Below are 24,009 nucleotides of genomic sequence, written 5' to 3'. Positions count from 1 at the left end.
GCCTCAGGCTTTGTCAGTCAGGTTTTTGCCGATCATCCGCACCAGAATGATCGCGGCGATGTTGGCGATGACCACGGCAATCAAGCCGCCCGCCGAGGCCATGCCGACATCGAACTGCACCAGCGCCTGGTTGTAGATCAGGTAGGCGAGGTTGGTCGAGGCGTAGCCGGGGCCGCCGTTGGTGGTGGTGAAAATCTCGGCGAACACCGACAGCAGGAAGATCGTTTCGATCATCACCACCACGGCAATCGGCCGCGCCAGATGCGGCAGGGTCAGGTGCCAGAAGATCGCGATCGGCCCGGCACCGTCCAGGCGCGCGGCTTCCTTCTGTTCCTGGTCGAGGGACTGCATGGCCGTCATCAGAATCAGGATCGCGAACGGCAGCCATTGCCACGACACAATGATGATGATCGACAGCAGCGGGTAGTGCGCGAGCCAGTCCACCGGTTGCGCGCCGAACAGCTTCCAGGTGTAGGCGAGGATCCCCGAGACCGGATGGAAAATCAGGTTCTTCCAGATCAGCGCCCCAACCGTGGGCATGATGAAAAACGGCGAAATCAGCATGACCCGGACGATGCCGCGCCCGAGAAATTCACTGGCTTCCAGCAATGCACTGATCAGCACGCCGAAGACCACGCTGATCAACAGCACGCTACCGACCAGCAACAGCGTGTTGGTAGCGCCGGGCATGAAGCCCGAGTCGGTCAGAAAGTAGCTGAAATTCTCCAGCCCGACGAACTGGTTTTCACCGGGGTAGAGCAGGTTGTAGCGGATCATCGAGAAGTAGATGGTCATGCCCAGCGGCACGATCATCCACAGCAGCAACAGGGCCACCGAAGGGCTGACCAGAAACCAGCCGGGATTGCGTACGCGGGCTTTGCGCGCAGGCTGCGACAGGTCGATGTGGGCTTTGGCAGTTGAAGTATTCATGGTGATCACAACCGAGTCATACAGACCTATGAAGATCTAATGTAGGAGTGAGCTGTTGCGGTTACTTGGGATAACCGGCGCGCTTCATCTCGCGTTCAGTGGTTTGCTGCGCGGCGGTCAAGGCTTGATCCACCGTGGTCTGGCCGATCAGCGCCGCCGAGAACAGCTTGCCGACCTGGGTGCCCACCGCCTGGAACTCTGGAATGGTCACCAGTTGAATACCGATGTACGGCACCGGTTTCCGCGTTGGCTTGCTCGGATCAGCCGCTTTCAGCGATTCCAGCGTGACCTTGGCAAACGGCGCGGCGCTCATGTAGGCATCGCTGTAGGTCGAGGCGCGGGTGCCTGGCGGTACGTTGGCGATGCCGTCAGTTTTGGCCACCAGGTCGCCGTACTCTTTGGAGGTCGCCCAGGCGCTGAACTCTTTCGCGGCGTCTTTGGCTTTGGAGCTGGTCGGAATCGCCAGCGCCCACGAGTACAGCCAGGCCGAGCCTTTGTCAGTCACTTGATGCGGGGCGAAGGTGAAGCCGACATGATCGGCAACCTTGCTCTGGGTCTTGTCGGTGACGAACGAGCCGGCGACGCTGGCATCGACCCAGATCGCGCATTTGCCGCTGTTGAACAGTGCGAGGTTTTCGTTGAAACCGTTGCTGGAAGCGCCCGGCGGGCCGGATTTCTTCATGGTGTCGACGTAGAAATTCAGCGCGTTCTTCCATTCCGGCCCGGTAAATTCAGGCTGCCATTTCTCATCGAACCAGCGCGCGCCATAGGCGTTGGCGACGGTGGTGATCAGCGCCATGTTCTCGCCCCAGCCGGCCTTGCCGCGCAGGCAGATGCCGTACTGTTCCTTGTCCTTTTTCGTGAGCTTTTCGGCGAAACCGGCAATCTCTTCCCAGGTCGGACGCTCGGGCATGGTCAGGCCGGCATCCTTGAACAGGTCGGTGCGGTAATAGGTGATCGAGCTTTCCGCGTAGAACGGCAGGGCGTACAGCGAACCCTTGACCGACAGGCCTTCACGCACCGACGGGAACACATCGTCGAGGGCGTAACTGGCCGGCAGATCCTTCATCGGTTCGAGCCAGCCCTTGGCGCCCCACAGTGCCGCTTCGTACATGCCGATGGTCAGCACGTCGAACTGGCCACCCTGGGTGGCGATGTCGGTGGTCAGGCGTTGACGCAGGACGTTTTCTTCGAGCACCACCCAGTTGAGCTTGATGTCCGGATGCTCGGTCTCGAAGGTTTTCGAGAGCTTTTGCATGCGGATCATGTCGCTGTTGTTGACGGTGGCGATGGTCAGGGTCTGGGCGCCAAGGCTGACGCTGCTGAGGGTCATGCAGGTGAGGGCAAGCAGAGCTTTTGCAGTCGGTTGCATCGTGCACTCCTTTTCTGCACCCGGAGGGTTACAGAAGGACAGTTATTGTTTTTGTGTCTTCCTGTGCAGGAAGAATGTGCGCTGATTACAGCCTTCAATCGCAGGGCTGACAAATCATCCCTAGCACTTTTATCGATACTTTTTTGCACTGGGCGTTGGCCGGGTGAACGCAGGGAAGGGGGTTACAGCGGGGAGCAGTTAATGAATACGTACAGGTTTCAGAGCATTGCGAGGTCCATTGTGGGAGCGAGCTTGCTCGCGAATGCGTTGTATCAGTTTGCAAATTTGTTGCCTGACACGCCGCTTTCGCGAGCAAGCTCGCTCCCACATGGGAACTGCATTGTCAGTGGTGGTTCTGTTCAGTCAGGCGCTGCACGGCGAGCCGTCGGTAATGCGAGGGCGTCATACCCTTGAGCTGCTGAAAGCGCCGATTGAAGTTGGAAATATTGTTGAATCCGGACTCGAAACACACGTCGGTCACCGGTTTGTCGCCATCAGCCAGCAATTCGCAAGACTTGCTGATACGCAGCCGATTGACGAACTCGATGAAATTGCGCCCGGTGGCCTGTTTGAATACGCGACTGAAATAGGTCGGCGTCATGCCCAAATGCTCGGCCACTTCCTCCAGGGAAATGTCGCGGGCGTAGTGGCTGAAGATGTAATCGACCGCGCGGTTAGTGCGGTCGATATTGTGTTCATCGGCCAGTTGCGGCGTGGTCGCACCGGACAGCAATTGGAAATCATCGCTCGCCGCGAGCAACTCCATCAGGATGAAGAAGTGCCCGAGGCGGGTGATGCCCTTGCTGTCGGCGATACGCTGCATCAGCGTCATGGCCTGGTGGATCGTGCGCTTGCAGCGAAATTCGATGCCGTACTGCGCGCGCTCCAGCAGGGGCGCCAAGGTTTTCAGTTCGGCAAACACCTGGTGGCCACTCTCGAATAACTCGTCGGTGAAGTTCACCAGCATGTCACGCTTCTCCACGACCTCGTCTTCGGCCACCTGACTGATCCAGTTATGCGGCAGGTTGGGGCCGGTGAGAAACAGGGTTTCGGGGTAAAAGTTGCCGATGTAGTCGCCGATGAACACCTTGCCTGAGCTGGCCACGATCAAGTGCAGTTCGTATTCCTTGTGGAAATGCCAGCGCACCAGTGGGCACGGAAAACCATGCTGGCGGTAGATGATGGACAACCCGTTATGGTCATCCATCAACTCGTACGAGGGGTCGGTCACGCGGGCGGTTCGGGTCATGGCCTGAGTACTTTTTCATGATCGCCAGGCGATCATGCCTCGTTTGCCGTGTGGTGCGCCAGCCTCGTTCAAGCCGGCTGTTGGTGGAGGGGCATTCTGGACTTCTCGATGGCTTTCTCCATATTGGCCTGTTGGCAAAAAAACACCACTTTCGAGTTTTTAATGAAGTCGAAGTTAATGATATTGCACTTTTTTGCCCAGTCTGACTTTGCGGGATCAAACCAGTTGTCCAGATTATTGAGAATGCGCAAAGGGCCGCTGGCGATATAACAAGTTGCGCTCAGAGACCAAGGACGCAAGTGGCTGATGGAAGTGCCCATGACTTCTTTTATATAGCCGTGCAACTGGTGGGTGGTCACCAGGGTCTGGTTGATCCATTTATGATTGATTTGTGCCTGGAACCGGCTGTCTCGGGTTTCCCATGTCATCGGCGCGGCAACCAGGACCCGCTGTAGTCGGCTGACTTGTTTAAGTTGGCCTAGTGTCAGGTGGCGGTTTTCGGCAGGAATCATGTGTTGGCCAAAATGCTCGAGCATCAACTGTTTGAATTCAGCGTGGTTGAATTGCGCGTTGCCATTAGCCAATTCGTGGAAGTCAAGAATGATGAACTCATCGAAGCTGCGCTCAAGAAATGCCTTGACGTCGCGGATCAGATCGCCGAGATGGCGCGAAGATGTAAAGCCGTTGTGCTGGAAGCGAAATCTCTCAAGCCCCTGTGCCTGCGCGTCGTACAGCAGGCGTACATCAAGTGCCCGGGAGCCGCGATTGAGCTGCGCATAAAAGGGGATGTCCTGGCATGCCAGCCAGAGGCTCCCGGGGAGCAGAGCGTAGGAGGCTTCCAGGTCGCAGCCTGCATTGTGTGTACCTGGCAACGTCAACTCATTGAGAGACAAGTTATCAATCTGTGGTGTGTTGACCATCCATTGATGGGGTTGGAAATCATGAAAGTTCATGGTGTATATCCTGCGTGGATAGTGATTTAAAGTTATATGAGTGCGCGCAGGATCGTTATAGAGACAAGTTTGTATTTGGCCAATCGCTGTTTGAATGCAAGTTATGTAGAAGTTCCGGAATGATCTTGGTTTGCTGTGGTGTTGCGGTTTTTTGCTTCAATCCATTGCGCCATATATTGAGTGCTTTTGTGTGCGTGATGGCGCAGCATGCTGCCGGTGAAGTTGTTGTTTCTGAGTGTTTGCAAGTGCTGTTGGCAGTGACGAAGTTTCTCAATAAGTGCCGGTCCGTGTATCGCTTGTTGGTAGCGCTCGGTGAGTAGCTGGGTTCCCGCCAGACAAGCTTTTTGCCAACGCGCCTCGTCCTTGTAAAGCGCCACGGCAGTGTTGGCGAGCTCGATTGCGCTGTTTGAAATGGAACCGGGCCAAGTGTGATCACCCTGCATTGCCTCAGCGCCAACCGGCGTCGTGACGCTGGGTGTACCGCACAGCATGGCGTCGACCAGTTTGCCCTTGATCCCGGCACCAAAGCGCAAAGGCGCCAGGCACACCCGCGCAGCGGACATCACCTGCAATGCATCTTCGGCCCAGTTCATGATGTGGAAGCCTTCGCTGGCGTTATGCAGCGCCGTGGCTTTGGGCGGCGTGTAGGCGCCGTAGATGTGCAATTGGGCCTGGGGCAACTGTTGGCGAATCAGCGGCCAGATGGTGCTCTTCATCCACAGCACAGCATCCCAGTTGGGCGCATGGCGGAAGTTGCCGATGCTCAAGAAGTTCGTCCGATCTGCAAATGCTAGCGGCTTGGCCGTCGGCGGGTCGATCATCAGCGGGCACCAGTGCAGCAATTGCCGAGGCAAGCCGAACTGCTCGATCAGCAGTTCGATTTCCACTTCGGAGATCATCAGGTTCAGATCGCAACGATACAACGCGGCAATTTCGCGTCTGGCCAGATCGGTCTGGGCCATCAGCTCGAACTCGTCACGCAGGGCCGGGGCAAATACATCACTGAAATCATTCTGGTCCGGATTGACCTTGAGGCGAGACTTGAGCCGTTGGTGGCGCGCATGCCGCAGACTTTGCAGGTCGGAAGTTTCCAGCACGCGCAGTGCCTGAGGGCATTGTTTTTCAACCCGCCAGCCGAACTGTTCTTCCATCATGAACTGGTCAAACAACACAATGTCCGGCGCCAGTTCACTGATGAAGTGGTCAAAGCTGCTGTTGTTGAGTTCGATGGCCACTTCGCGGATGCCGAGTGCAGCAAGATCTGCTTTGTGCTCACCGGGGCCGGCCGGGCTGCTGAAGGTAATGTCCCAGCCTTGTTGCAGGAAGGTTTCGAGGATCTGCATGACGTGCCCGCTCGCCGCTGAGGAGCGCGGTTCTGGCCAGACGTATCCGATGACCAGGACTTTGGTGGCGGGAGGCTGAATCATGCGAGTTTTTCCTGTGCAGCAAACGAGGGATGCGATGAAGGCGCAATTAAACCATGGCAGGGGCGGTATTTAACACTGTTATCAATATGCTTGGGCTTTACGGTAAAAATGCAGGTGAGAGGGTTGTTCTGCTATTGATTAGTGTAATTGTTGTGCAAGATTTGCTAATGGTTATTAGCTTTATAAGTGTGCAGCAGTATTGATAGTTTCGCTTGCGCCACAGTCGTTGAAAGATGCGGTCCGCGTTTTAGTGCTGTGCGCAGGAGACTATATGAACAATCAACTATCCGGGCTTTATGCCGGCTCCGAAGAATCGTTGCTGTGGTTGCTGGACCCTTTGGCAGATGCCGATGAGACGCCAGTATTGTCGAGGGCGAGAAACGCCAGTTCGGTCTTGTCGTCAGGGGATGTCGTGGAAGGCGTCAATGTAAAAGAGCTGGCTCAGGAGATACTGCAAGGGTGTGCCGCAGTTATGGATGAGGTGAGTTTTGATCCTGCTCATTTCATTCGCGAGCGTATTGATGAAACTGTATTGGAAATTGTCATTGAAGACGATGTTCGCAAGCGTATTCAGCATGATTCCGCGGTCAGCGTTAAGTATTACGAGTTGGAAGCGCCCAAGCGCAGCGACTCGCTCCAAGGAGAGAAAAAAGCGGTTGTCTGGAAAGAAAAAGCATTCACTCTCGCAGAAATCTGCACTGACTATCACGTGCGTGTTCTCAAAGGACTCTATGGAGTGACCATACAGTGGCCTTCCTATTATCCGCAGAAACTCAGGGAGGTGTTCAATGATGCGGACTATCAAGAGGACTTTAAACAGTATGTAAAAGATAACTTGCGATCGCCTGCGGTTAGCGCATTTGGCCGCTTATTGAAAAAAACAGAGCTGAACAAGTTGGTCGTGGAATTCATCAAGAGTGGTGATCGCTCCCTGGATGATCAAGTCATCGCTTTCGAGTATCTCAAAGGCATGATTCCACCACGCTTGCTTAACTTGCACAGCGATCCTGATTTGAATGTAGATAACGCTGTCTTTATCGGACGAAGCAATCTGGACCGTGGCCTGGTGTTTTTCCTGGGGGAAGACAGTGCGGCCTTCGAATTTCCCGCCGGACATGATGCCCGTGGGCGTTTTGTTGAAAATAACCAAGACTTCCAGAAGCGCCTGCTCAAGCGCGTGCCGTTACGCGATCAACAGAAACCGTATGTTCGTGATTTCAAATATCGCGGCGCAGAATTTCCCGTGTTCGTCACCCGTGCCAACTACCGGGAATTGGTCTTTCGATCCAGTTCGGATATCGGTCAGGATTTGTTCGATCGTCAAATCGCGCGGGCACTTGCCGACATCGATACGCTCGTTTCAACGGAAGCCGAACGCTGGACCGATTTTGCATTGGAGGCGGCCGGTTATCTCCTGCAATGTGTTGCGTTTGCCGCCTCGTTGCCTTACGGCGGAACGGCGGCATTCGCGTCTGCTCCGATTCGCATGCTGATTCCTTTTCTCCTGGGACTCGGGGCTTCCGCGACCGATTTGATTCGTGCAGAGATATCGGATGATCCTTCCGAGACCGAGCGGTTGCGGATCAACGCCGCGATCGGTTTGCTGGCCGAACTTGCAGGCCCGATCGCCGAAAGGCTGATCGGCAAGACATTGTCGCTTGCGCTCAAGAGAGACGTGGGGCGCCGGGTGCTCCAGGCGCTCAAAAACAGCAATCGGCCTTCGGTCTTTCGCCGCTCGGCGACACGGCTGCGTCAACAGTTGGCGAGCACGACAGGAAAAGAGATTCCAGACGCGGCTAAAGGCTTGCTAGTTGCCGGTTATCTCGCCGAGTTGTCAGGCGGCCCGAACGTAGCGCAAAAGCTGGCAACGGAGACGCGGGTCATCCGCTTGTCCGGTCCCGAAAAAGGCTTTGTTTATCAGGGGTTCGTCTTTCGGGGAGACATGCGAGACCCTTCACTCATCTTTCAGAAGGGATTTACCCAGCGCGCACCGATCAAGCACCTCGATCAGATCAACGGTTTGAAGGGGGGATATGGCGGCGCTCATGACGCACTCAGTCCTGATGGCGCGGGTATTTCCACCTCGGCATTCTATAAAAAGGACGGGGCGGGAGCCTTTGTCTATGGGGGACAGAAGGGGGGATTTACCTATTTCATCGACGCACGCCAGGTGGAAGGCTTTCATTTATACGCCAACACCGAACTGGCTTTTCGCCCCAACTCAGGCTTGAAAACCCTGCCACCGCTGGAGATCAATTATGGCGTTGACCTACCACCGGGTCTGATTCTGGGCGCCTATGACCCGGCCGGCAACTTCATCGCCAATCCCAAAGCGATCAATCGGGCCATTGCGGCGAGTGAAATCAACCCGCTGGCGGGAGCGGGCCGGGATGTGGGCAACAAATTACGTCAGCCATTTGCTGACGGAGAGTTGTTGTCACCCGTCGATTTCGGCAACGAAGCGCTGAACGCGCAGGAAGCGCTTGTGATGGCGGCTCAGTCTGCGTCGGAGGGCATGCGACCTGCGACAGGGAAGGTTGATAGCAGTGATATCAGTGCCTTCCGGGAGCGGCAGAACGCTAAACGAGATCGCTTGAACGCGAGAAACTGACACCTCAGGAAACCTCTGCCAGTTCGCGGTAAAGCATTTTGCCGATGAAGAATGGCAATCGTGCGCCGGACTGGCATCCATGGGCTGGACAAAAACGAGTGTTGCGGGGGCACTGGCTGCGGCTGAGGTAAGCGAATATCAATATGCAGGAGTCGAGCAAAGCTATTCCGTGAACGATACGCTTTGAAGAATGCTCTTGACTTTGTCGCGTAATTGATCGATTGAAAATGGTTTGCCGATAACATGCATGTCAGCAGGGGCGTCAATGTTTTCGGCATAACCACTGGCAAACAGAATCGGCAGGGCGGGGCGCAGTTTTCGTGCTTCGCCTGCCAGTTCGCGGCCATCCATGCCAGGCAAACCGACATCGGTCATCATCAGGTCAACCTCTTTGGTGGCGTCCTTGAGAACCTCCAGAGCCTGTTCGCTCCCATCTGCTTCGAGCACCTTGAACTCCAGCTCCTCCAGCACATCGACGATCAGCATGCGCACGATGTTGTCGTCTTCTACGACAAGGATGGTGGGGGCGGGGTTAGACATATTAAGGCTCTCGAAAGTCAGTTCAGGGTCGCCGGTCGATCAAAAGTGCCGGGCTCTTTCATCAGTAAGTGGCGCAGTGCCACAAGTTCCCTGCCTGGGACAAAAAAAGCATAGCCGCAGACGGGACCGCAAGGATAACTGTTCAAGGCTGTAAAGGTGCTGGTGCATGTAGGAATTTGCGGCGAAAGATGTGAGAAAAATGGATCCACGCCGTCGTTTTGGGGCAAACTGCCGGTTTTTCAACAGTTCGACAAGGCTGCCCCATGTCCTCTCCGTCTACGGTTGATGAGCAACGATTTCGCAAACTCCTGAGTCGCAACATCAGTCTGCCTTTGGGCGTCGGTGTGCTCAGTGCCGTGTTCTTCGTGTCGCTGATCACTTATCTACTGTCGGTAATCCAGTGGGTGGAGCACACCGACCGGGTGATCAATAACGCCAACGAAGCGGTGAAGCTGACCGTGGACCTTGAAACCGGCATGCGTGGTTTCCTGCTCAGCGGCGACGAGCATTTCCTCGACCCGTACGAAACGGCCAAGCCGCGCATCGCGGTGGCCCTCAGTACCTTGCTCGAACTGACCGCCGACAACCCTGTACAAACCGATCGTCTGCGCCGTCTGCAAGCCTTGCAGGTTGAGTGGTCCAATTACGCCCAGTCGATGATCGATCTGCAGCGCTCCAGTGGCGACTACCGGGGCGCGGTCAAGGCGGGACGCGGCAAACGCCTGACGGACGAGATCCGCAAGCAATTCGAAGACGTCATCGAGACCGAACAGGTCCTGCGCACCACGCGTAATGAAGACGTGCGCCGCACCACGATCTGGAGCATCAGCCTCTATCTGGTGTTCATTGCCGGTATCAGTGGCTTGCTGGCCTATATCGGCCGGCGTGATCTGGTCAACCTGTCGACCAACTACAGCGCCAACCTTGCCGCGCAGCAAGCCAGTGCCGAACGTCTGGAGCAGCAGGCGTGGTTGCGCAATGGTCAGACCGAGCTGGCCGAGCAGGTGCTGGGGCAACTGACGCTGAATCTGCTGGGGCGCAATATTCTGCAGTTCTGCGCGCAATATCTGGGCACCGCCGTGGCCGCATTGTATGTGCGTGAAGAACATGGCGGCCTCAAGCGGGTGGCTACTTACGGTTTCTCCCGCGAGCAGGAAGAACAAGATCAGTCGATCTACAGCGGCGAAGGCATTGTTGGCCAAGTGGCGCAGCAGGCGCGGTTGATCCGTCTGGATTCGGTGCCGTCGGACTACTTCAAAGTCAGCTCGGGGCTGGGCGAAGGCTTGCCGCACAGTGTGCTGGTGGTGCCGACCAGCGATGACGACCGCGTCAATGGTGTGATCGAGCTGGGTTTCCTGCGGCCGCTCAATGATCGCGATATCGAACTGCTGGAGCTGATTGCCGCCAACATCGGTACGTCAATCGAAGCTGCGCGCTATCGCCAGCGCTTGCAGGAAGTGCTGGCCGAAACCCAGCAGCTCAACGAAGAGTTGCAGGTGCAGCAGGAAGAGTTGAAAACCGCCAACGAAGAACTGGAAGAGCAGTCGCGGATTCTCAAGGAATCCCAGGCGCATCTGGAAACCCAGCAAGTCGAACTGGAACAGACCAACGAGCAACTTGCCGAACAGGCGCAGACGCTGGCCGAGCAACGCGACGCCATGGATCTGAAAAACACCGAACTCAATCAGGCTCAGGTACAACTCGAAGAGCGCGCCGAAGAGCTTCAACGCTCGAGCAAGTACAAGTCCGAATTCCTCGCCAACATGTCCCACGAACTGCGCACGCCGCTGAACAGTTCGCTGATTCTGGCCAAGTTGCTCGCGGAGAACCCACAGGACAACCTCAGCGCCGAACAGGTCAAGTTTGCCGAGTCGATCTACTCCGCCGGCAACGATCTGCTCAACCTGATCAACGACATTCTGGACATCTCCAAGGTCGAGGCGGGCAAGCTCGAAGTGATTCCGGAGAACACCAGCGTGGCGCGTCTGGCCGATGGTCTGCGCAGCGTGTTCGAACCTTTGGCGGCAGACAAACAGCTGACCTTCAGCGTCGATGTGCAACCTGGCGCACCGGGCATGCTCTACACCGACCGTCAGCGGCTGGAGCAGGTGATCAAGAACCTGCTGTCCAACGCCGTGAAGTTCACCGAGAAGGGCGCGGTCAGCCTGACCGTCGCCGGTCAGCCGGATGATCGGGTCGCGTTCATCGTGCGCGATTCGGGTATCGGCATCGCTGCCGACCAGCAGGAGAGCATTTTCGAAGCCTTCCGCCAGGCCGACGGCACCACCAACCGCAAGTACGGCGGCACCGGTCTGGGCCTGTCGATTTCGCGGGATCTGGCGACCTTGCTTGGCGGTTCGATCAGCGTCAGCAGCACACCGGGGCAGGGCAGTGTGTTCACGTTGCTGCTGCCGCAGCAGTTCAACGAGGCCAATGAAGTTGCGTTCGCACCGTTGACCTTTACCCCGCCAGCGGCGGTGGCCAGCGCGCCACTGGCGCCGGTTGTTTCGCCGTTGGCGCCGGTGCATATTCCGCGCTTCGCCGATGACCGCAATAAGGCGCCATTCGCCACGCGCTGCATTCTGGTGGTGGAAGACGAGCCGAACTTTGCGCACATCCTCTACGATCTGGCGCATGAACTGGGCTATCAGTGCCTGGTGGCCCATGGCGCGGACGAAGGTTACGACCTCGCCAAAGAGTTCGTGCCGGACGCGATCCTGCTCGACATGCGCCTGCCGGATCACTCCGGCCTCACCGTGCTGCAACGCCTGAAGGAACACGCTGGAACCCGGCATATCCCGGTGCATGTGATTTCCGTCGAGGACCGTGTCGAAGCGGCAATGCACATGGGCGCGATCGGCTATGCGGTCAAACCGACCACCCGCGAAGAGCTCAAGGACGTATTCGCCCGTCTCGAAGCCAAGCTGACCCAAAAGGTCAAACGCGTGCTGTTGGTCGAGGACGACGATTTGCAGCGCGAAAGCATTGCGCGTCTGATCGGTGACGAAGACATCGAAATCACCGCCGTCGGCCTCGCGCAGGACGCGCTGGAGTTGCTGCGCACGACGATCTACGACTGCATGGTCATCGACCTGAAGTTGCCGGACATGCTCGGCAATGACCTGCTCAAGCGCATGTCCACCGAGGACATCTGCTCGTTCCCGCCGGTTATCGTCTACACCGGGCGCAACCTGACCCGCGATGAAGAGGCCGAACTGCGCAAGTATTCGCGCTCGATCATCATCAAGGGCGCACGTTCGCCAGAGCGCTTGCTGGACGAGGTCACACTCTTTCTGCACAAAGTCGAATCGCAGTTGTCCCATGAACGGCAGAAGATGCTCAAGACCGCGCGCAGCCGCGACAAGGTCTTCGAGGGTCGCAAGGTGCTGCTGGTGGACGACGATGTGCGTAACATTTTCGCCCTCACCAGTGCCCTGGAGACCAAAGGCGCAGTCGTGGTCATCGGCCGTAACGGGCGTGAGGCGATTGAAAGACTCAATGAAGTCGAGGACATCGATCTGGTGTTGATGGACGTGATGATGCCGGAAATGGACGGTTTTGAAGCCACCATTGAAATCCGCAAGGATCCGCGCTGGCGCAAGTTGCCGATCATCGCGGTGACGGCCAAGGCCATGAAAGACGATCAGGAGCGCTGCCTGCAGGCGGGCGCCAATGATTACCTGGCCAAGCCTATCGACCTGGATCGCCTGTTCTCGCTGATTCGCGTGTGGTTACCAAAAATGGAACGCATTTAGTGGAACGCAGTACGCCAGCCGAACGAAACAGTGAAATCGAACTGCGCTTGTTGATTGAGGCGATCTACCTCAAGTACAGCTACGATTTTCGCGATTACTCCGGCGCTTCGATCAAACGCCGGGTGCAGCACGCGCTGAGCCAGTTCGAGTGCGCGACCATTTCGGCATTGCAGGAAAAGGTTCTGCATGACCCGACAGCGTTCATGCAGTTGCTGCAATTGCTGACGATTCCGGTCAGCGAGATGTTTCGTGACCCTTCGCACTTCCTCGCGATCCGCCGGGAAGTGGTGCCGCTACTGCGCACTTATCCGTCGATCAAGATCTGGATCGCCGGGTGCAGCACGGGCGAGGAGGTCTATTCGATGGCGATTCTGTTGCGCGAAGAAGGCCTGCTCGATCGCACGATCATCTATGCCACCGATATCAACCCGCGCTCGCTGGACAAGGCCAAGCAGGGGATTTTCTCAATGGAGAATGTTCGTGCGTACACGGCCAACTATCAGCAGGCTGGTGGCCAGCGCTCGTTTGCCGACTACTACACTGCAGCTTACGGTTACGCGATTTTCGACAAGAGCCTGTGTGAGAACGTGACCTTCGCCGACCACAGTCTGGCGACGGACAGCGTGTTCTCCGAAACTCAATTGATTTCCTGTCGCAACGTACTGATTTACTTCAACAAGAAACTTCAGGACCGCGCCTTTGGTCTGTTTCATGAATCGCTGTGCCACCGCGGCTTTCTAGTGCTGGGCAGCAAGGAAACGCTGGATTTCTCCGGTTACGCGAATCAGTTCGAAGCGCTGGTCAAACAAGAACGGATCTACCGTAAAACATGAACGAGGCTGTGGATTTACCTCGCGTCGAGGCAATAGTGGTCGGAGCTTCCGCCGGTGGCGTCGAGGCGCTGCTGAGCCTGCTCGGACCGCTGCGCCGAGGCTACAGGTTGCCGATCATTGTGGTCCTGCACCTGCCCGAAGAGCGCCGCAGCCAATTGGCCGAGGTCTTCTCCCGGCGTGTGGAGATGCCGGTGCACGAGGCTGCCGACAAACAGGACATCGTTGCCGGCAACGTGTATTTCGCCACGCCCGGTTATCACCTGTCGGTGGAGCAGGATCGCAGCCTCTCGTTGAGCCTGGAAGAGCGCGTGCATTATTCACGGCCATCGATCGACTATCTGTTTGAATCGGCCGCCGACGCCTACGGTTCTTCCCTGGCCGCTGTACTGCTGACCGGCGCCAATCACGATGGCGCGCGCGGGTTGGCCGAGGTCAAGCGTTGCGGCGGTTTGACCATCGTCCAGGACCCCGACGACGCGCAAGTCGCCACCATGCCCTTGGCTGCCCTGAAGATTCAGCAGCCGGATCATGTCCTACCCATTCACGGCATCGGCCGTCTGCTTGTCGAGCTGGAACGAATCGCATGCTGAGTAATATCCAAGCCAAACTGCTGATCGTCGACGATCTGCCGGAGAACCTGCTGGCGCTCGAAGCGCTGATCAAGCGCGAAGACCGTACCGTCTATAAAGCTCTATCGGCGGATGAAGCGCTGTCGTTGTTGCTGCAACATGAGTTCGCCATGGCCATCCTCGACGTGCAGATGCCGGGCATGAATGGCTTCGAACTCGCCGAGTTGATGCGTGGTACCGAGAAAACCAAGAATATCCCGATCATTTTCGTCAGCGCCGCCGGCCGTGAACTGAATTACGCGTTCAAGGGTTACGAGAGCGGGGCGGTGGACTTTCTGCACAAACCGCTGGATATCCATGCGGTCAAAAGCAAGGTCAATGTCTTCGTCGATCTGTACCGCCAGAGCAAAGCGCTCAAGCAACAGCTTGAAGCCCTGGAGCAGGCCCGTCGCGAGCAGGAAGCGCTGCTGCAACAACTGCAGAACACCCAGCTGGAGCTGGAGCAGGCCGTGCGCATGCGTGATGACTTCATGTCGATCGTTGCCCACGAAGTGCGTACGCCGCTCAACGGCCTGATCCTCGAAACCCAGTTGCGCAAGATGCACTTGGCTCGGGACAACGCAGCGGCGTTCACCCTCGACAAGATGCACGCCATGGTCGACCGCGATGAACGGCAGATCAAAAGCCTGATCCGCCTGATCGAAGACATGCTCGACGTGTCGCGCATTCGCACCGGCAAATTGTCGATCCGACCGAGCCGCTTCGATCTGGTGCAACTGGTGAGCAACCTGCTGCAAAACTTTGCGCAACAGATCGAAGCCGCTGAAACCGAAGTGTCGTTTACCGCGCCAGTACCGGTGGAAGGCCATTGGGACGAGTTCCGCATCGAGCAGGTAGTCACCAATCTACTGACTAACGCTCTGCGTTACGGCGGTCGCAGTCCGATCCAGGTGCGGGTTTACTGTGAAGGTGATGAAGCGCGGATCGAGGTGCAGGACCGTGGCATCGGCATCAGCCAGGACAACCAGAAGCGTATTTTTCAACAGTTCGAACGGGTTTCCGCCAAGACGGTAGTAGCCGGACTCGGGCTGGGTCTGTTCATTTCCGAGCAGATCGTCGCCGCCCATGGCGGCTCCATCGTCGTCGAGAGTGAAATCAACGAAGGCGCCCTGTTTCGCGTTTGTCTGCCAATCCAGGAAAACGGCAAATCCGACGCAACCTCTGAGTGACCACACGGTCGTATCAGCAGCTATTGACCGAACAAAGGCTTCCCATGAGCGTAGATGCACAAGATGTAGTACTCGTCGTCGAGGACGAACCGGTTATCTTGATGGTCCTGACGGATTACCTGTCAGGGCAGGGGTATCGCGTGTTGCAGGCCGAAAACGGCGAGCAGGCGTTCGAAATTCTTGCGAGCAAGCCACATCTGGACATGTTGATCACCGATTTCCGTTTGCCCGGCGGGATCTCCGGTGTGCAGATCGCCGAGCCGGCCGTTAAGCTGCGCCCGGACCTTAAAGTGATTTTCATCAGCGGTTATCCGCAGGAAATCCGCGAAACCGGCAGCCCGATCACGCGCAAGGCGCCGATCCTGGAAAAGCCGTTCGACCTGGATGTGTTGCAGGAAAAGATTCAGGAATTGCTCGCCTGATATCTGTGTAGGAGCTGCCGCAGGCTCGGGCCGCGATCGGACGATCTTTTGATCTTTTTTAACGATCAACATCAAAAGATCGCAGCCTGCGGTAGCTCCTGCAGTTTCAGTATTATCAGCTTTTGATCATCTCCCGCACTTTGGCGGTCAACAGGTCGAAAGTGAACGGTTTGGTGATCATCTGCATCCCCGAATCGAGGAACCCGCCACGCACTCCCGCGTGCTCGGCGTATCCGGTGATAAACAGGACCTTCAGACCTGGCCGATATTGTCGACCAACCTCCGCCAGTTGCCGGCCGTTCATGCCCGGCAGACCGACATCACTGATCAGCAGATCGATGCGCTGCGTCGAGTTCAGAATCGGCACCGCGCTGTCCGCATCCCAGGCCTCGACGAAGGCATAACCCAATTCACCGAGCACTGCGCAAACCAGCACGCGCACGGCCGGGTCGTCTTCGACGATCAGCACGGTTTCGCCGTCAAGCGCATCCGGCAATTGCGGAATATCGGCGACGGGGCTGGCCAGTTCTTCGCCGCGAAAGCGCGGCAAGTACAGCCTGACCGTGGTGCCTTCATCGATCTCGCTGTCGATCGAGACATGGCCGCGTGACTGCTTGCTGAAACCGTAGATCATCGACAGGCCCAGTCCCGTGCCCTGGCCGATCGGTTTGGTGGTGAAAAAAGGGTCGAACGCACGGTTGATGACACTTTGTGGCATGCCACTGCCGTTGTCGGTGACGCTGAGCATCACGTAATCACCGGGTTCGAGGTTGTTGTAAGCCTCGGTGAATTCGCGCTTGAGCACCTGGTTGCTGGTCTCGACCACCAGTTTGCCGCCGTCGGGCATCGCGTCGCGGGCATTGATCACCAGGTTGAGCAGGGCGCTTTCCAGTTGATTGGGATCCGCCTCCGCAACCCACAGATTGTCGTTGAGGCGCATGTCCAGCTGAATGCTTTCGTTGAGGCTGCGTTGCAGCAACTCGCCCATGGACTGAACCAGGGCGTTCATCTGCACTGCTTTGGAGTCGAGCGACTGCCGACGCGAAAACGCCAGCAAGCGGTGGGTCAGACCGGCGGCACGGTTGGCCGAAGTCACGCCCAGATCGATCAGGCTGTCGAGGTCATCGGTGCGACCACGGGCCAGACGTCGACGCAACAACTCAAGACTGCCGATGATGCCAGTGAGCATGTTGTTGAAGTCGTGGGCGATACCACCAGTGAGCTGGCCGACCGCTTCCATTTTTTGCGACTGGCGCAGCGCTTCTTCGTTGTGGCGCAGTTGCGCGGTGCGCTCTTCGACCTGTTGCTCAAGGGTTTCCAGGGTCGATTGCAGGCGCCGTTCGCTCTCACTCAGATCGATCAGCCGGTCGCGAGCTTCGTATTGTCGTCGGCGGCCGCGCAATGCAGCGGAAACCATACTGACCAGCGTCGCCGGATGAAACGGTCGCTCAAGGAACGTCACGTTGCCCAGCAGATCGCTGAGGCGTGAGGAGGGGCCTTGTTCCTGACCGCCGTGATGGGTCAACAGCACAATCGGCAGATCCGACCAGGCAGGTTGCTCTTGCAGATACAGGAACAGCGCTTCCAGTTCCGGCCCGCGCAACGCTTCAGCGGCGACCAGCAACAGACCGGCACCGATTTCCAGTTCCGTACACAACGAACTCAGACTCGGAGTGACGACTCCACTGTAACCCGCCTCGTTGAGGATCATCTGCGCAATCTGGCTGTCGCGACCCACGGGCGCCAGAATCAGCGCCCGTTCGGCCAGCGGAACCTCGACCGTCACAAGCGCTCTTCCTGCAACAACGGGTTACTCGCGCCGAGGTAGGTGGGGACGCCGCGCAGTACACCCTGAAAGGCTTCCAGCGGTTCGCCGATGGTCATGCCTTGCGAGGAAATGCGGTATTCACGAATGGTCGATTCGTGGCTGCCGGTGCGTTTCTTGATGATCGAGATCGCGCGGCGGACTTTGCCCAGTGCTTCGAAGTAGCGCAACAGAATCACCGTGTCAGCCAGATAAGTAATGTCGACCGGCGCTTGCATGTCGCCGACCAGACCATGCTGGGCAACCGTCATGAACGTCGCCGCGCCTTTGCGGTTCAGGTAGAGCAACAGTTCGTGCATGTGCAGCACCAGCGCGTTTTCTTCCGGCATTGCTGCCTGATAGCCGTTGATGCTGTCGATAACCACGGTTTTGATTTGACCTTCATCGACACAGCGCCGCACGCGGTGGGAAAACTCGCCCGGTGACAGTTCGGCGGCGTCGACCTGTTCGATCAACAGATTGCCGGTCGCCTGCAGGGCCTTGAGATCGATGCCGATGTTTTTCATGCGCTCGAACAGCAGGCCCAGTTCTTCATCGAAGATAAACAGTGCGGCTTTCTCGCCACGGAGCACGGCAGCGGCGGCGAAGATCATCGAGATCAGCGATTTACCGGTACCGGCAGGGCCGAGAATCAGCGTGCTGGAGCCGGTCTCGATGCCGCCGCCGAGCAGGGCGTCCATTTCCGGGATGCCACTGGACAGTTGCAAGCGCGCATAGTCGCCACGGTGTTCAGCCGCCACCAGACGCGGGAACACGTGCACGCCGTCGCCCATGATGGTGAAGTCGTGGAAACCGCCGCGATATTTCTGGCCTCGGTACTTGACCACTCGCACGCGTCGCCGTTCGGCGCCGTAGTTAGGCGTCAGCTCTTCGAGGCGAATCACCCCGTGGGCCACGCTGTGCACGGTTTTGTCGAGGGATTCGGTGGTCAGGTCGTCAAGCAGCAGAACCGTGGCGTTGTAGCGCACAAAGTAATGCTTGATGGCCAGAATCTGGCGGCGATAACGCAACGAACTCTGCGCCAGCAAGCGGATCTCCGACAGGCTGTCGAGCACCACACGCGTGGGCTTGTAGCGTTCGACCGCTTCGAAAATCTGCTTGGTGGCTTCGCCCAGTTCCAGGTCGGAGGAATACAGCAGGCTCTGTTGGTGTTCAGCATTGAGCAGGCTTTCCGGGGGCGTCAGCTCGAAGATCTTGATGTTGTCATCCAGCGTCCAGCCGTGCGACGACGCCCCTTGCCTCAGTTCGCGCTCGGTTTCCGAGAGCGTGATGTACAACGAGCGTTCGCCGGCTTTCGCGCCGGCCAAGAGGAAATGCAACGCGACCGTGGTTTTGCCGGTTCCGGGCTCACCCTCCAGCAAAAAAACATGACCGCGAGACAAACCACCGGCCAGGATGTCATCCAGACCCACAATGCCGGTAGCGGCTTTCGCACTGATCAACTCGTTAGAAGTAGACAAAAAATGCCCTCTCATGACTAAGGGAAGCGAGGCCGCCAACTAATTGAGCGGCCTGATTAACTTGACCCTATGGCGTGATGGCAGTTCCGAAATTCCTTGCCGGATGTGTCCAGCGAGCGGTCAAAAGTACTTCAGAGGCCTTGCTGTAACTCAGGATCATCCGGGTTCAGCTGCTCCAGTTGCGCCAGCAGGATCTGCACATTCTGCAGTTGTCCGCTTTCCTTCCAGTAATTGATCAGCAAGACCCGCGCCTTGCGGTCGGCGGGGTGGCGCTGGACGATTTCCTGCAACTGCTTCTGCGCCGCTTCCAGTTCTTCGGCGCTGTGCAGGGTGGTGGCGAGGTCGTAGCGATAATCCTTGTTGTCCGGCTCAAGCTCCACGGCTTTGGACAAACCGAGCAGGGCGTATTCGCGCTGATCGTGGTGCAACAGCCAAAGGCCCAAGGCATGTTGCAGATAAGCCGAGTCAGGTTGTGCCTTGAGTTGTTGGCCCAGCAATTGGCGGGCGGCATCGGTTTGGCCCTGGCGATCGAGGACATCGATCTGCATCACCAGCGCCTGCAGATTGCCGGGTTCCATGCGCAGGGTATTCTCAAGCGCGACCTGTGCCTCCTTGAGTTCGGCGTTGTGTAGATGCAGTCGGGCCAGTTGCGCGTAGTTGCCAGCGCTTTCCGGCAATGCCTTGAGCGTTTGCTCCCAACCGTCGATCGCTTGTTGCAGCGGCGCGAAATACAGCCCCAGCTCATCCGGGGTCAAGCCGAGCAGGGCGTTGATCGCGGCGAAGCGAACAGTTTGATCCTCATCCTCGAGCATTGGCCCGAGCAACAGGCTCCGTTGCCCGCCCGGCACCAGTCCGACCACGCTTTTGATCGCCGCCAGCCGCACGGCGGGGGATTCGTTTTGCAGGTCTGTGTCGGCCAGCTTCAACGCCTGTGGACTCGGGTAGTTAGGCAGCTCGCCATGCAGCCACACGCGGCGCTTGACCGAAATGTCCGGACGGCCCAGTTGCTGATACAACTGACGCGCCGCGCCCGGTTGACCCTTGCGCGCGGCATCCAACGCCTCGCTATAGCCGTGTTTGATCGCATCGGGTATGACCGGCACGGTGCTGCGCACGGACAACCACGCGACAATGACGACAAGCACAAGGCCCAGGCTGATAAGCAAGTAGCGGCGAGACTGAGGCATGCAGGTTTCCGAAACAGGCGTTCTTGAGCAGAGCGGCAAGCTTCGGTCAGCTTCGGCCATGAGTCAAACTCTTGCATGCGAATCGCCCTACAAACTGCGTCGACTCAGTTACCCGTCAGTCTTTCGTTGCAGTGTCTACGCTTGCAGAAGTCGCTTCGATGAGTGTGCCCATGCAAGCCCTGTTCAATTACTTCAAGGCCGTGATTCACCCTGGTCAGGCCGTCCTGCTGTTTGCCCTGCGGACCATTGCGGCGGGGTTGCTGACGCTGTATCTGGCGTTTCTGTTCGATCTCGATCAGCCCAAGTGGTCGATCATGGCGGTGGTCATTGTCAGCCAGCCGTTGGCCGGGATGGCGCTGGCACGCAGTTTCGGCCAGGTGATCGGCACGACGCTTGGGGCAGCGGTGGCAGTAGTGATCATGGCGATCTTTCCCCAGGCCCCGCTGCCATTCATTACCACCCTGGCCCTGTGGCTGGCGCTGTGCACGGCCGGCGGCACGTTGCTGCGCTACACCAGCTCGCAAGCGTTTGTGCTCAGTGGTTACACCGCTGTGGTCGTGGCGCTATTGGCAATTCCCGACCAGGACGGCACGTTTCTGTTGGCGGTAACCCGCGTCACGGAAACCTTGCTGGCCGTGGCGTGTGTATGTGTGGTCAGTCTGCTGACGGCGCGGCCGCAAGCGGTGGCCAAGGGGTATTTCGCCAAAGTCGATCAGGTGATCAAACTGGCCGCCAGCCATGCCGCCGCCGTGCTTCGTACGGAAGAAAGCGAAGTGGAGTTCCAGCGCCGGCAAATGCAACTGCTCGGCGAGATCAGCGCCCTTGAAGGCCTGCGGCGGCACTTGTATTTCGATGCGCCGCGCTTGCGCAGCGCCAGCCATCTGGTGCTGCTGTTGGGCAACCAACTGATGCTGCTGACCTCTCGGTTGACCGCATTACGTCATCAGCGCGAACTGCTTACCGAACGCTGGGAAGGCGATCTGCCGCTGGACATCCAGCGCTTGCGCGCCGAAGAGCTGGCGCTGCTCGATCAGTTGGCGGAGCAGGGGCGAGCGCTGCCCGAACCCGCACGCCAGCACTTCGTCAAGCTGCAACAACAGTTCGAGGCGTTGGCGTATCAGGCCGAGCAGTTGACTGAAGACATGAGCGCCACCTTGCGCTCGCTGGCCTGGGCGCTGCGCTGGGAACAAGCGCGGCTATTGCAGCAACTGGAGCAAATCCTTGAACTGAGCGATGCGATTCAGGAAGGGCGCGAGGCCAGTTGTCTTTATCGCGGTCAGGTCAGCCCTCTGCATCTGGATTTCACCCTGGCGTCGATGAATGCGATCCGTGCGTTCACCGCGCTGCTGGTCGCCGGATTGATCTGGATCGAAACCGCGTGGGACGGCGCGCGGGGCGGGATGATTCTGGTCGGAATCCTCTGCTCGCTGATGGCGACGTTCCCGCGTCCGCTGATGGCCGCGCAGAGTTACGCCCGTGGCCTGGGGCTGGCGCTGGTGGTCTCGGCGTTCTACCAATTCATGCTGGTGCCGGCGATCAGTGATTTCGAGCTGTTGGCAATGTTGCTGGCGCCGCTGCTGTATGTGATCGCAATCGGTCTGGCCAGCCCGGCGACGGCGGGCATCGGCATGGGGCTGGGGTTGTCGAGTTTCCTGATGCTCGGCCCGCAGAATGTCGGTACCGGGCAGAACACCGCGATTCAATGGTTCGAATTTGCCGGCGCCTATGTCAGTGCGGCCATGCTTGCCCTGATCGTTTACGCGTGGATTTTCCCGTTTCGCCCGGCGTGGCGCCTTCGCCGTTTGTATAACGAAGCGCGCGAGCAGGTGTATGCGCTGACCAAAACGCCCGCGACCGATGAGCAACAGTTTGCCTTTGAAAGTCGCATGGTCGATCGCCTGACCAGCATGCTCGGCCTGCTGCCGGCGGTGAACAACCGGCCCATGCAGCAACTGTATGAAATCAGCCTGGCTTGCGTAGCTCTGGGTGTAGCGATGCATCAATTGAGGCAGCAGGCACACAACAATGCATTGCTGACGGACGCTTTCAATCAGCGTCTGGCTTCGGCCGTGCGCAAGACCGGGCGCTTTGTCGCCGGGCGGCAGGACGTTCAACTGGCGCCATTGCTGGCCACCCTGCACACATTGGGCGACGAGCTGGATGAACTGCACGTCGCCAGCCATGAGCATGTGTGGTCGCTGTTTCGTATGCGCGTGGCCCTGCTGATCGTGGTGTCATTCCTGCAGCGCCACGGTGACGCTATCCAGCATTCTGTTCCGGAAGGAGAAGCAGCCCTTGCCCATTGATTTCGAGATTGGCGGTGTCTATCTGCCACCGATTGCTCAGGCGCTATTGTTGGCCATCCCGATATTCATGCTGCTGGACTGGGGATTGCGGCGTTTGGGCGTGTTGCGTCTGGTCTGGCATGAGGCGCTGTTCGAGGGCGCCTTGTATGCCTGTGTGTGTGCCACGCTGATTTTGCTGATGGGAGCCTGATGCCTTGAAAGTGCTATTCACGCGATTGATCACATTGGCGGTGGTGCTGCTGGCGATCGTCCTCGGCTGGTTTGCCTGGGAGCATTACACACGCGCGCCGTGGACTCGCGATGCCCGGGTCAGGGCAGACGTGGTGACGCTGTCGGCGGATGTATCGGGGCGTATTGTCAGTCTGGCGGTGCAGGACAACCAGCATGTGCAGAAGGGGCAGCTGTTGATGGAGATCGACCCGGCGCGCTACCGCCTGGCGGTAGAGCACTCGCGGCGTTCGGTGGAAGTGGCGAAGGCAACGCTGGGGCAGTCGCAAGCGGCCATTGTTGCCAGTGAAGCCTTGCTCAAGCAGCGGCAAAGCGAAGAGCGTCGGCGGCGTACGCTCAAGCAGGGTTTTGCGATTTCCGGGGAGGAGTGGGAGAAGTCCAGTACCGATGTGGCGGTGGCCCAGGCGGATCTGCTGCGCAATCAAGCCAATCTCGGCCTCGCAGAGGCGAACGTGCAGTTGGCGATTGCCGCAATGACCCAGGCCGAACTGGATTTGCAGCGCACCCGCGTCGAGTCGCCAGTCAGCGGTTACGTGACCAATCTCCTGACCCGGGAGGGTGACTACGCGGTAAGCGGCGGCGCTTTGATGGCGCTGGTCGACAGTGATTCGTTCTACATCAGTGGTTACTTCGAAGAAACCAAACTGCCGCGAATCGGCGAGGGCGATCGGGTGCGGGTGCAATTGATGGGCGGGCAGACGTTCGGCGGCACGGTGCAAAGCATTGCCTTCGCCATTGCCGACCGCGAAAACGCACCGGGCAGCCGGCTGCTGGCCAACATCAACCCGAGTTACACCTGGGTGAAACTGGCGCAACGGGTGCCCGTACGGATCGAAATCGATGGCGACTACGCCGGCAAAAATCGCCTGCGTGCGGGTACCACAGCGACCGTCACCGTGCTGGAAAACCCCCAATCTGAGGAACACCGTTAACCCTGTGGGAGCGAGCCTGCTCGCGAAAGCAATGGATCAGCCCCGATGGTGTCGCCTGACACACCGCATTCGCGAGCAGGCTCGCTGCCACAAGATTTCATTGATCAAAAATAAAAAAAGCCCCGCGACCGAATGATACGCGGGGCAAAAAAATTGGTTGGTTGCGGCCAACCAAAGGAGC

Annotated in this window: 18 protein-coding genes; 9 read left to right on the top strand and 9 right to left on the bottom strand. The window is 58.1% G+C overall.

The genetic code is table 11. The features are described 5' to 3' along the window. Positions 1-3: 3 nt before the first annotated feature. From AC0ZWN_RS07205 to AC0ZWN_RS07185, 5 genes are all read right to left on the bottom strand, one after another. Positions 4-930, bottom strand: coding sequence for a carbohydrate ABC transporter permease (locus tag AC0ZWN_RS07205; RefSeq protein WP_476334547.1), 927 nt, complete (start codon positions 928-930; stop codon positions 4-6). Between the two features lie 61 nt (positions 931-991). Further along, the gene (locus AC0ZWN_RS07200) at positions 992-2,302 is read right to left on the bottom strand and encodes an ABC transporter substrate-binding protein (RefSeq protein ID WP_476334546.1); all 1,311 of its coding nucleotides are present in this window, start codon (positions 2,300-2,302) and stop codon (positions 992-994) included. Between the two features lie 343 nt (positions 2,303-2,645). Further along, on the bottom strand, positions 2,646-3,551 hold the full coding sequence (locus tag AC0ZWN_RS07195; protein ID WP_476334544.1) for a helix-turn-helix domain-containing protein: 906 nt from the start codon (positions 3,549-3,551) through the stop codon (positions 2,646-2,648). Positions 3,552-3,619: 68 nt separating this feature from the next. Then, positions 3,620-4,504, bottom strand: coding sequence for a phosphatidylinositol-specific phospholipase C domain-containing protein (locus AC0ZWN_RS07190; protein ID WP_476334542.1), 885 nt, complete (start codon positions 4,502-4,504; stop codon positions 3,620-3,622). A gap of 101 nt (positions 4,505-4,605) precedes the next feature. Then, entirely contained in the window at positions 4,606-5,931 is a 1,326-nt protein-coding gene (locus tag AC0ZWN_RS07185) for a glycosyltransferase (protein WP_476334541.1), read from the bottom strand. Between the two features lie 271 nt (positions 5,932-6,202). On the opposite strand from AC0ZWN_RS07185, the gene AC0ZWN_RS07180 reads away from it, so the two are divergent. After that, entirely contained in the window at positions 6,203-8,542 is a 2,340-nt protein-coding gene (locus tag AC0ZWN_RS07180; RefSeq protein WP_093431248.1) for a hypothetical protein, read from the top strand. A gap of 162 nt (positions 8,543-8,704) precedes the next feature. Here AC0ZWN_RS07180 and AC0ZWN_RS07175 read toward each other — a convergent pair whose 3' ends face one another. Next, entirely contained in the window at positions 8,705-9,082 is a 378-nt protein-coding gene (locus tag AC0ZWN_RS07175) for a response regulator (protein ID WP_476334540.1), read from the bottom strand. 263 nt (positions 9,083-9,345) lie between these two features. Between AC0ZWN_RS07175 and AC0ZWN_RS07170 the strand changes: the two genes are divergently transcribed. From AC0ZWN_RS07170 to AC0ZWN_RS07150, 5 genes are read left to right on the top strand one after another with little or no spacing between them, the layout of a single operon-like run. Next, on the top strand, positions 9,346-12,837 hold the full coding sequence (locus AC0ZWN_RS07170) for a response regulator (protein ID WP_476334538.1): 3,492 nt from the start codon (positions 9,346-9,348) through the stop codon (positions 12,835-12,837). After that, entirely contained in the window at positions 12,837-13,670 is an 834-nt protein-coding gene (locus tag AC0ZWN_RS07165; RefSeq protein ID WP_093431257.1) for a CheR family methyltransferase, read from the top strand. The genes AC0ZWN_RS07170 and AC0ZWN_RS07165 overlap by 1 nt, the downstream gene beginning before the upstream one ends. Beyond that, a complete protein-coding gene (locus AC0ZWN_RS07160) occupies positions 13,667-14,260 on the top strand; it encodes a chemotaxis protein CheB (protein ID WP_476334537.1) in 594 nt (197 codons plus the stop codon). The genes AC0ZWN_RS07165 and AC0ZWN_RS07160 overlap by 4 nt, the downstream gene beginning before the upstream one ends. Further along, positions 14,254-15,468: a hybrid sensor histidine kinase/response regulator gene (locus AC0ZWN_RS07155; RefSeq protein ID WP_095050852.1), complete on the top strand. Its 1,215-nt coding sequence runs from the start codon at positions 14,254-14,256 to the stop codon at positions 15,466-15,468. Before AC0ZWN_RS07160 ends, AC0ZWN_RS07155 begins: the two co-directional genes overlap by 7 nt. Positions 15,469-15,512: 44 nt before the next feature. Beyond that, complete coding sequence (locus AC0ZWN_RS07150) at positions 15,513-15,890, top strand: response regulator (RefSeq protein WP_003225116.1); 378 nt, start codon at positions 15,513-15,515, stop codon at positions 15,888-15,890. A gap of 115 nt (positions 15,891-16,005) precedes the next feature. Here AC0ZWN_RS07150 and AC0ZWN_RS07145 read toward each other — a convergent pair whose 3' ends face one another. The 3 genes from AC0ZWN_RS07145 to AC0ZWN_RS07135 form a co-directional block, all read right to left on the bottom strand. Beyond that, the gene (locus AC0ZWN_RS07145) at positions 16,006-17,676 is read right to left on the bottom strand and encodes an ATP-binding protein (RefSeq protein WP_476334536.1); all 1,671 of its coding nucleotides are present in this window, start codon (positions 17,674-17,676) and stop codon (positions 16,006-16,008) included. Further along, positions 17,673-19,175: an ATPase domain-containing protein gene (locus AC0ZWN_RS07140; RefSeq protein WP_476334534.1), complete on the bottom strand. Its 1,503-nt coding sequence runs from the start codon at positions 19,173-19,175 to the stop codon at positions 17,673-17,675. Before AC0ZWN_RS07140 ends, AC0ZWN_RS07145 begins: the two co-directional genes overlap by 4 nt. A gap of 131 nt (positions 19,176-19,306) precedes the next feature. After that, complete coding sequence (locus AC0ZWN_RS07135; protein WP_460128917.1) at positions 19,307-20,362, bottom strand: tetratricopeptide repeat protein; 1,056 nt, start codon at positions 20,360-20,362, stop codon at positions 19,307-19,309. 170 nt (positions 20,363-20,532) lie between these two features. Here AC0ZWN_RS07135 and AC0ZWN_RS07130 point away from each other — a divergent pair, with 170 nt between their 5' ends. From AC0ZWN_RS07130 to AC0ZWN_RS07120, 3 genes are read left to right on the top strand one after another with little or no spacing between them, the layout of a single operon-like run. Then, positions 20,533-22,668 carry an FUSC family protein gene (locus AC0ZWN_RS07130; RefSeq protein ID WP_476334533.1) on the top strand — a complete coding sequence of 712 codons (2,136 nt, stop codon included), beginning with the start codon at positions 20,533-20,535 and terminating at the stop codon, positions 22,666-22,668. Further along, entirely contained in the window at positions 22,658-22,858 is a 201-nt protein-coding gene (locus AC0ZWN_RS07125) for a DUF1656 domain-containing protein (RefSeq protein WP_007914938.1), read from the top strand. Before AC0ZWN_RS07130 ends, AC0ZWN_RS07125 begins: the two co-directional genes overlap by 11 nt. A 4-nt stretch (positions 22,859-22,862) precedes the next feature. Then, positions 22,863-23,828 carry an HlyD family secretion protein gene (locus tag AC0ZWN_RS07120; RefSeq protein ID WP_476334532.1) on the top strand — a complete coding sequence of 322 codons (966 nt, stop codon included), beginning with the start codon at positions 22,863-22,865 and terminating at the stop codon, positions 23,826-23,828. The last annotated feature ends 181 nt before the right edge of the window (positions 23,829-24,009 follow it).

The organism is Pseudomonas sp. 3B-A001-10F, assembly GCF_056313565.1.
This window is presented reverse-complemented; position numbering and strand designations above follow the sequence as displayed.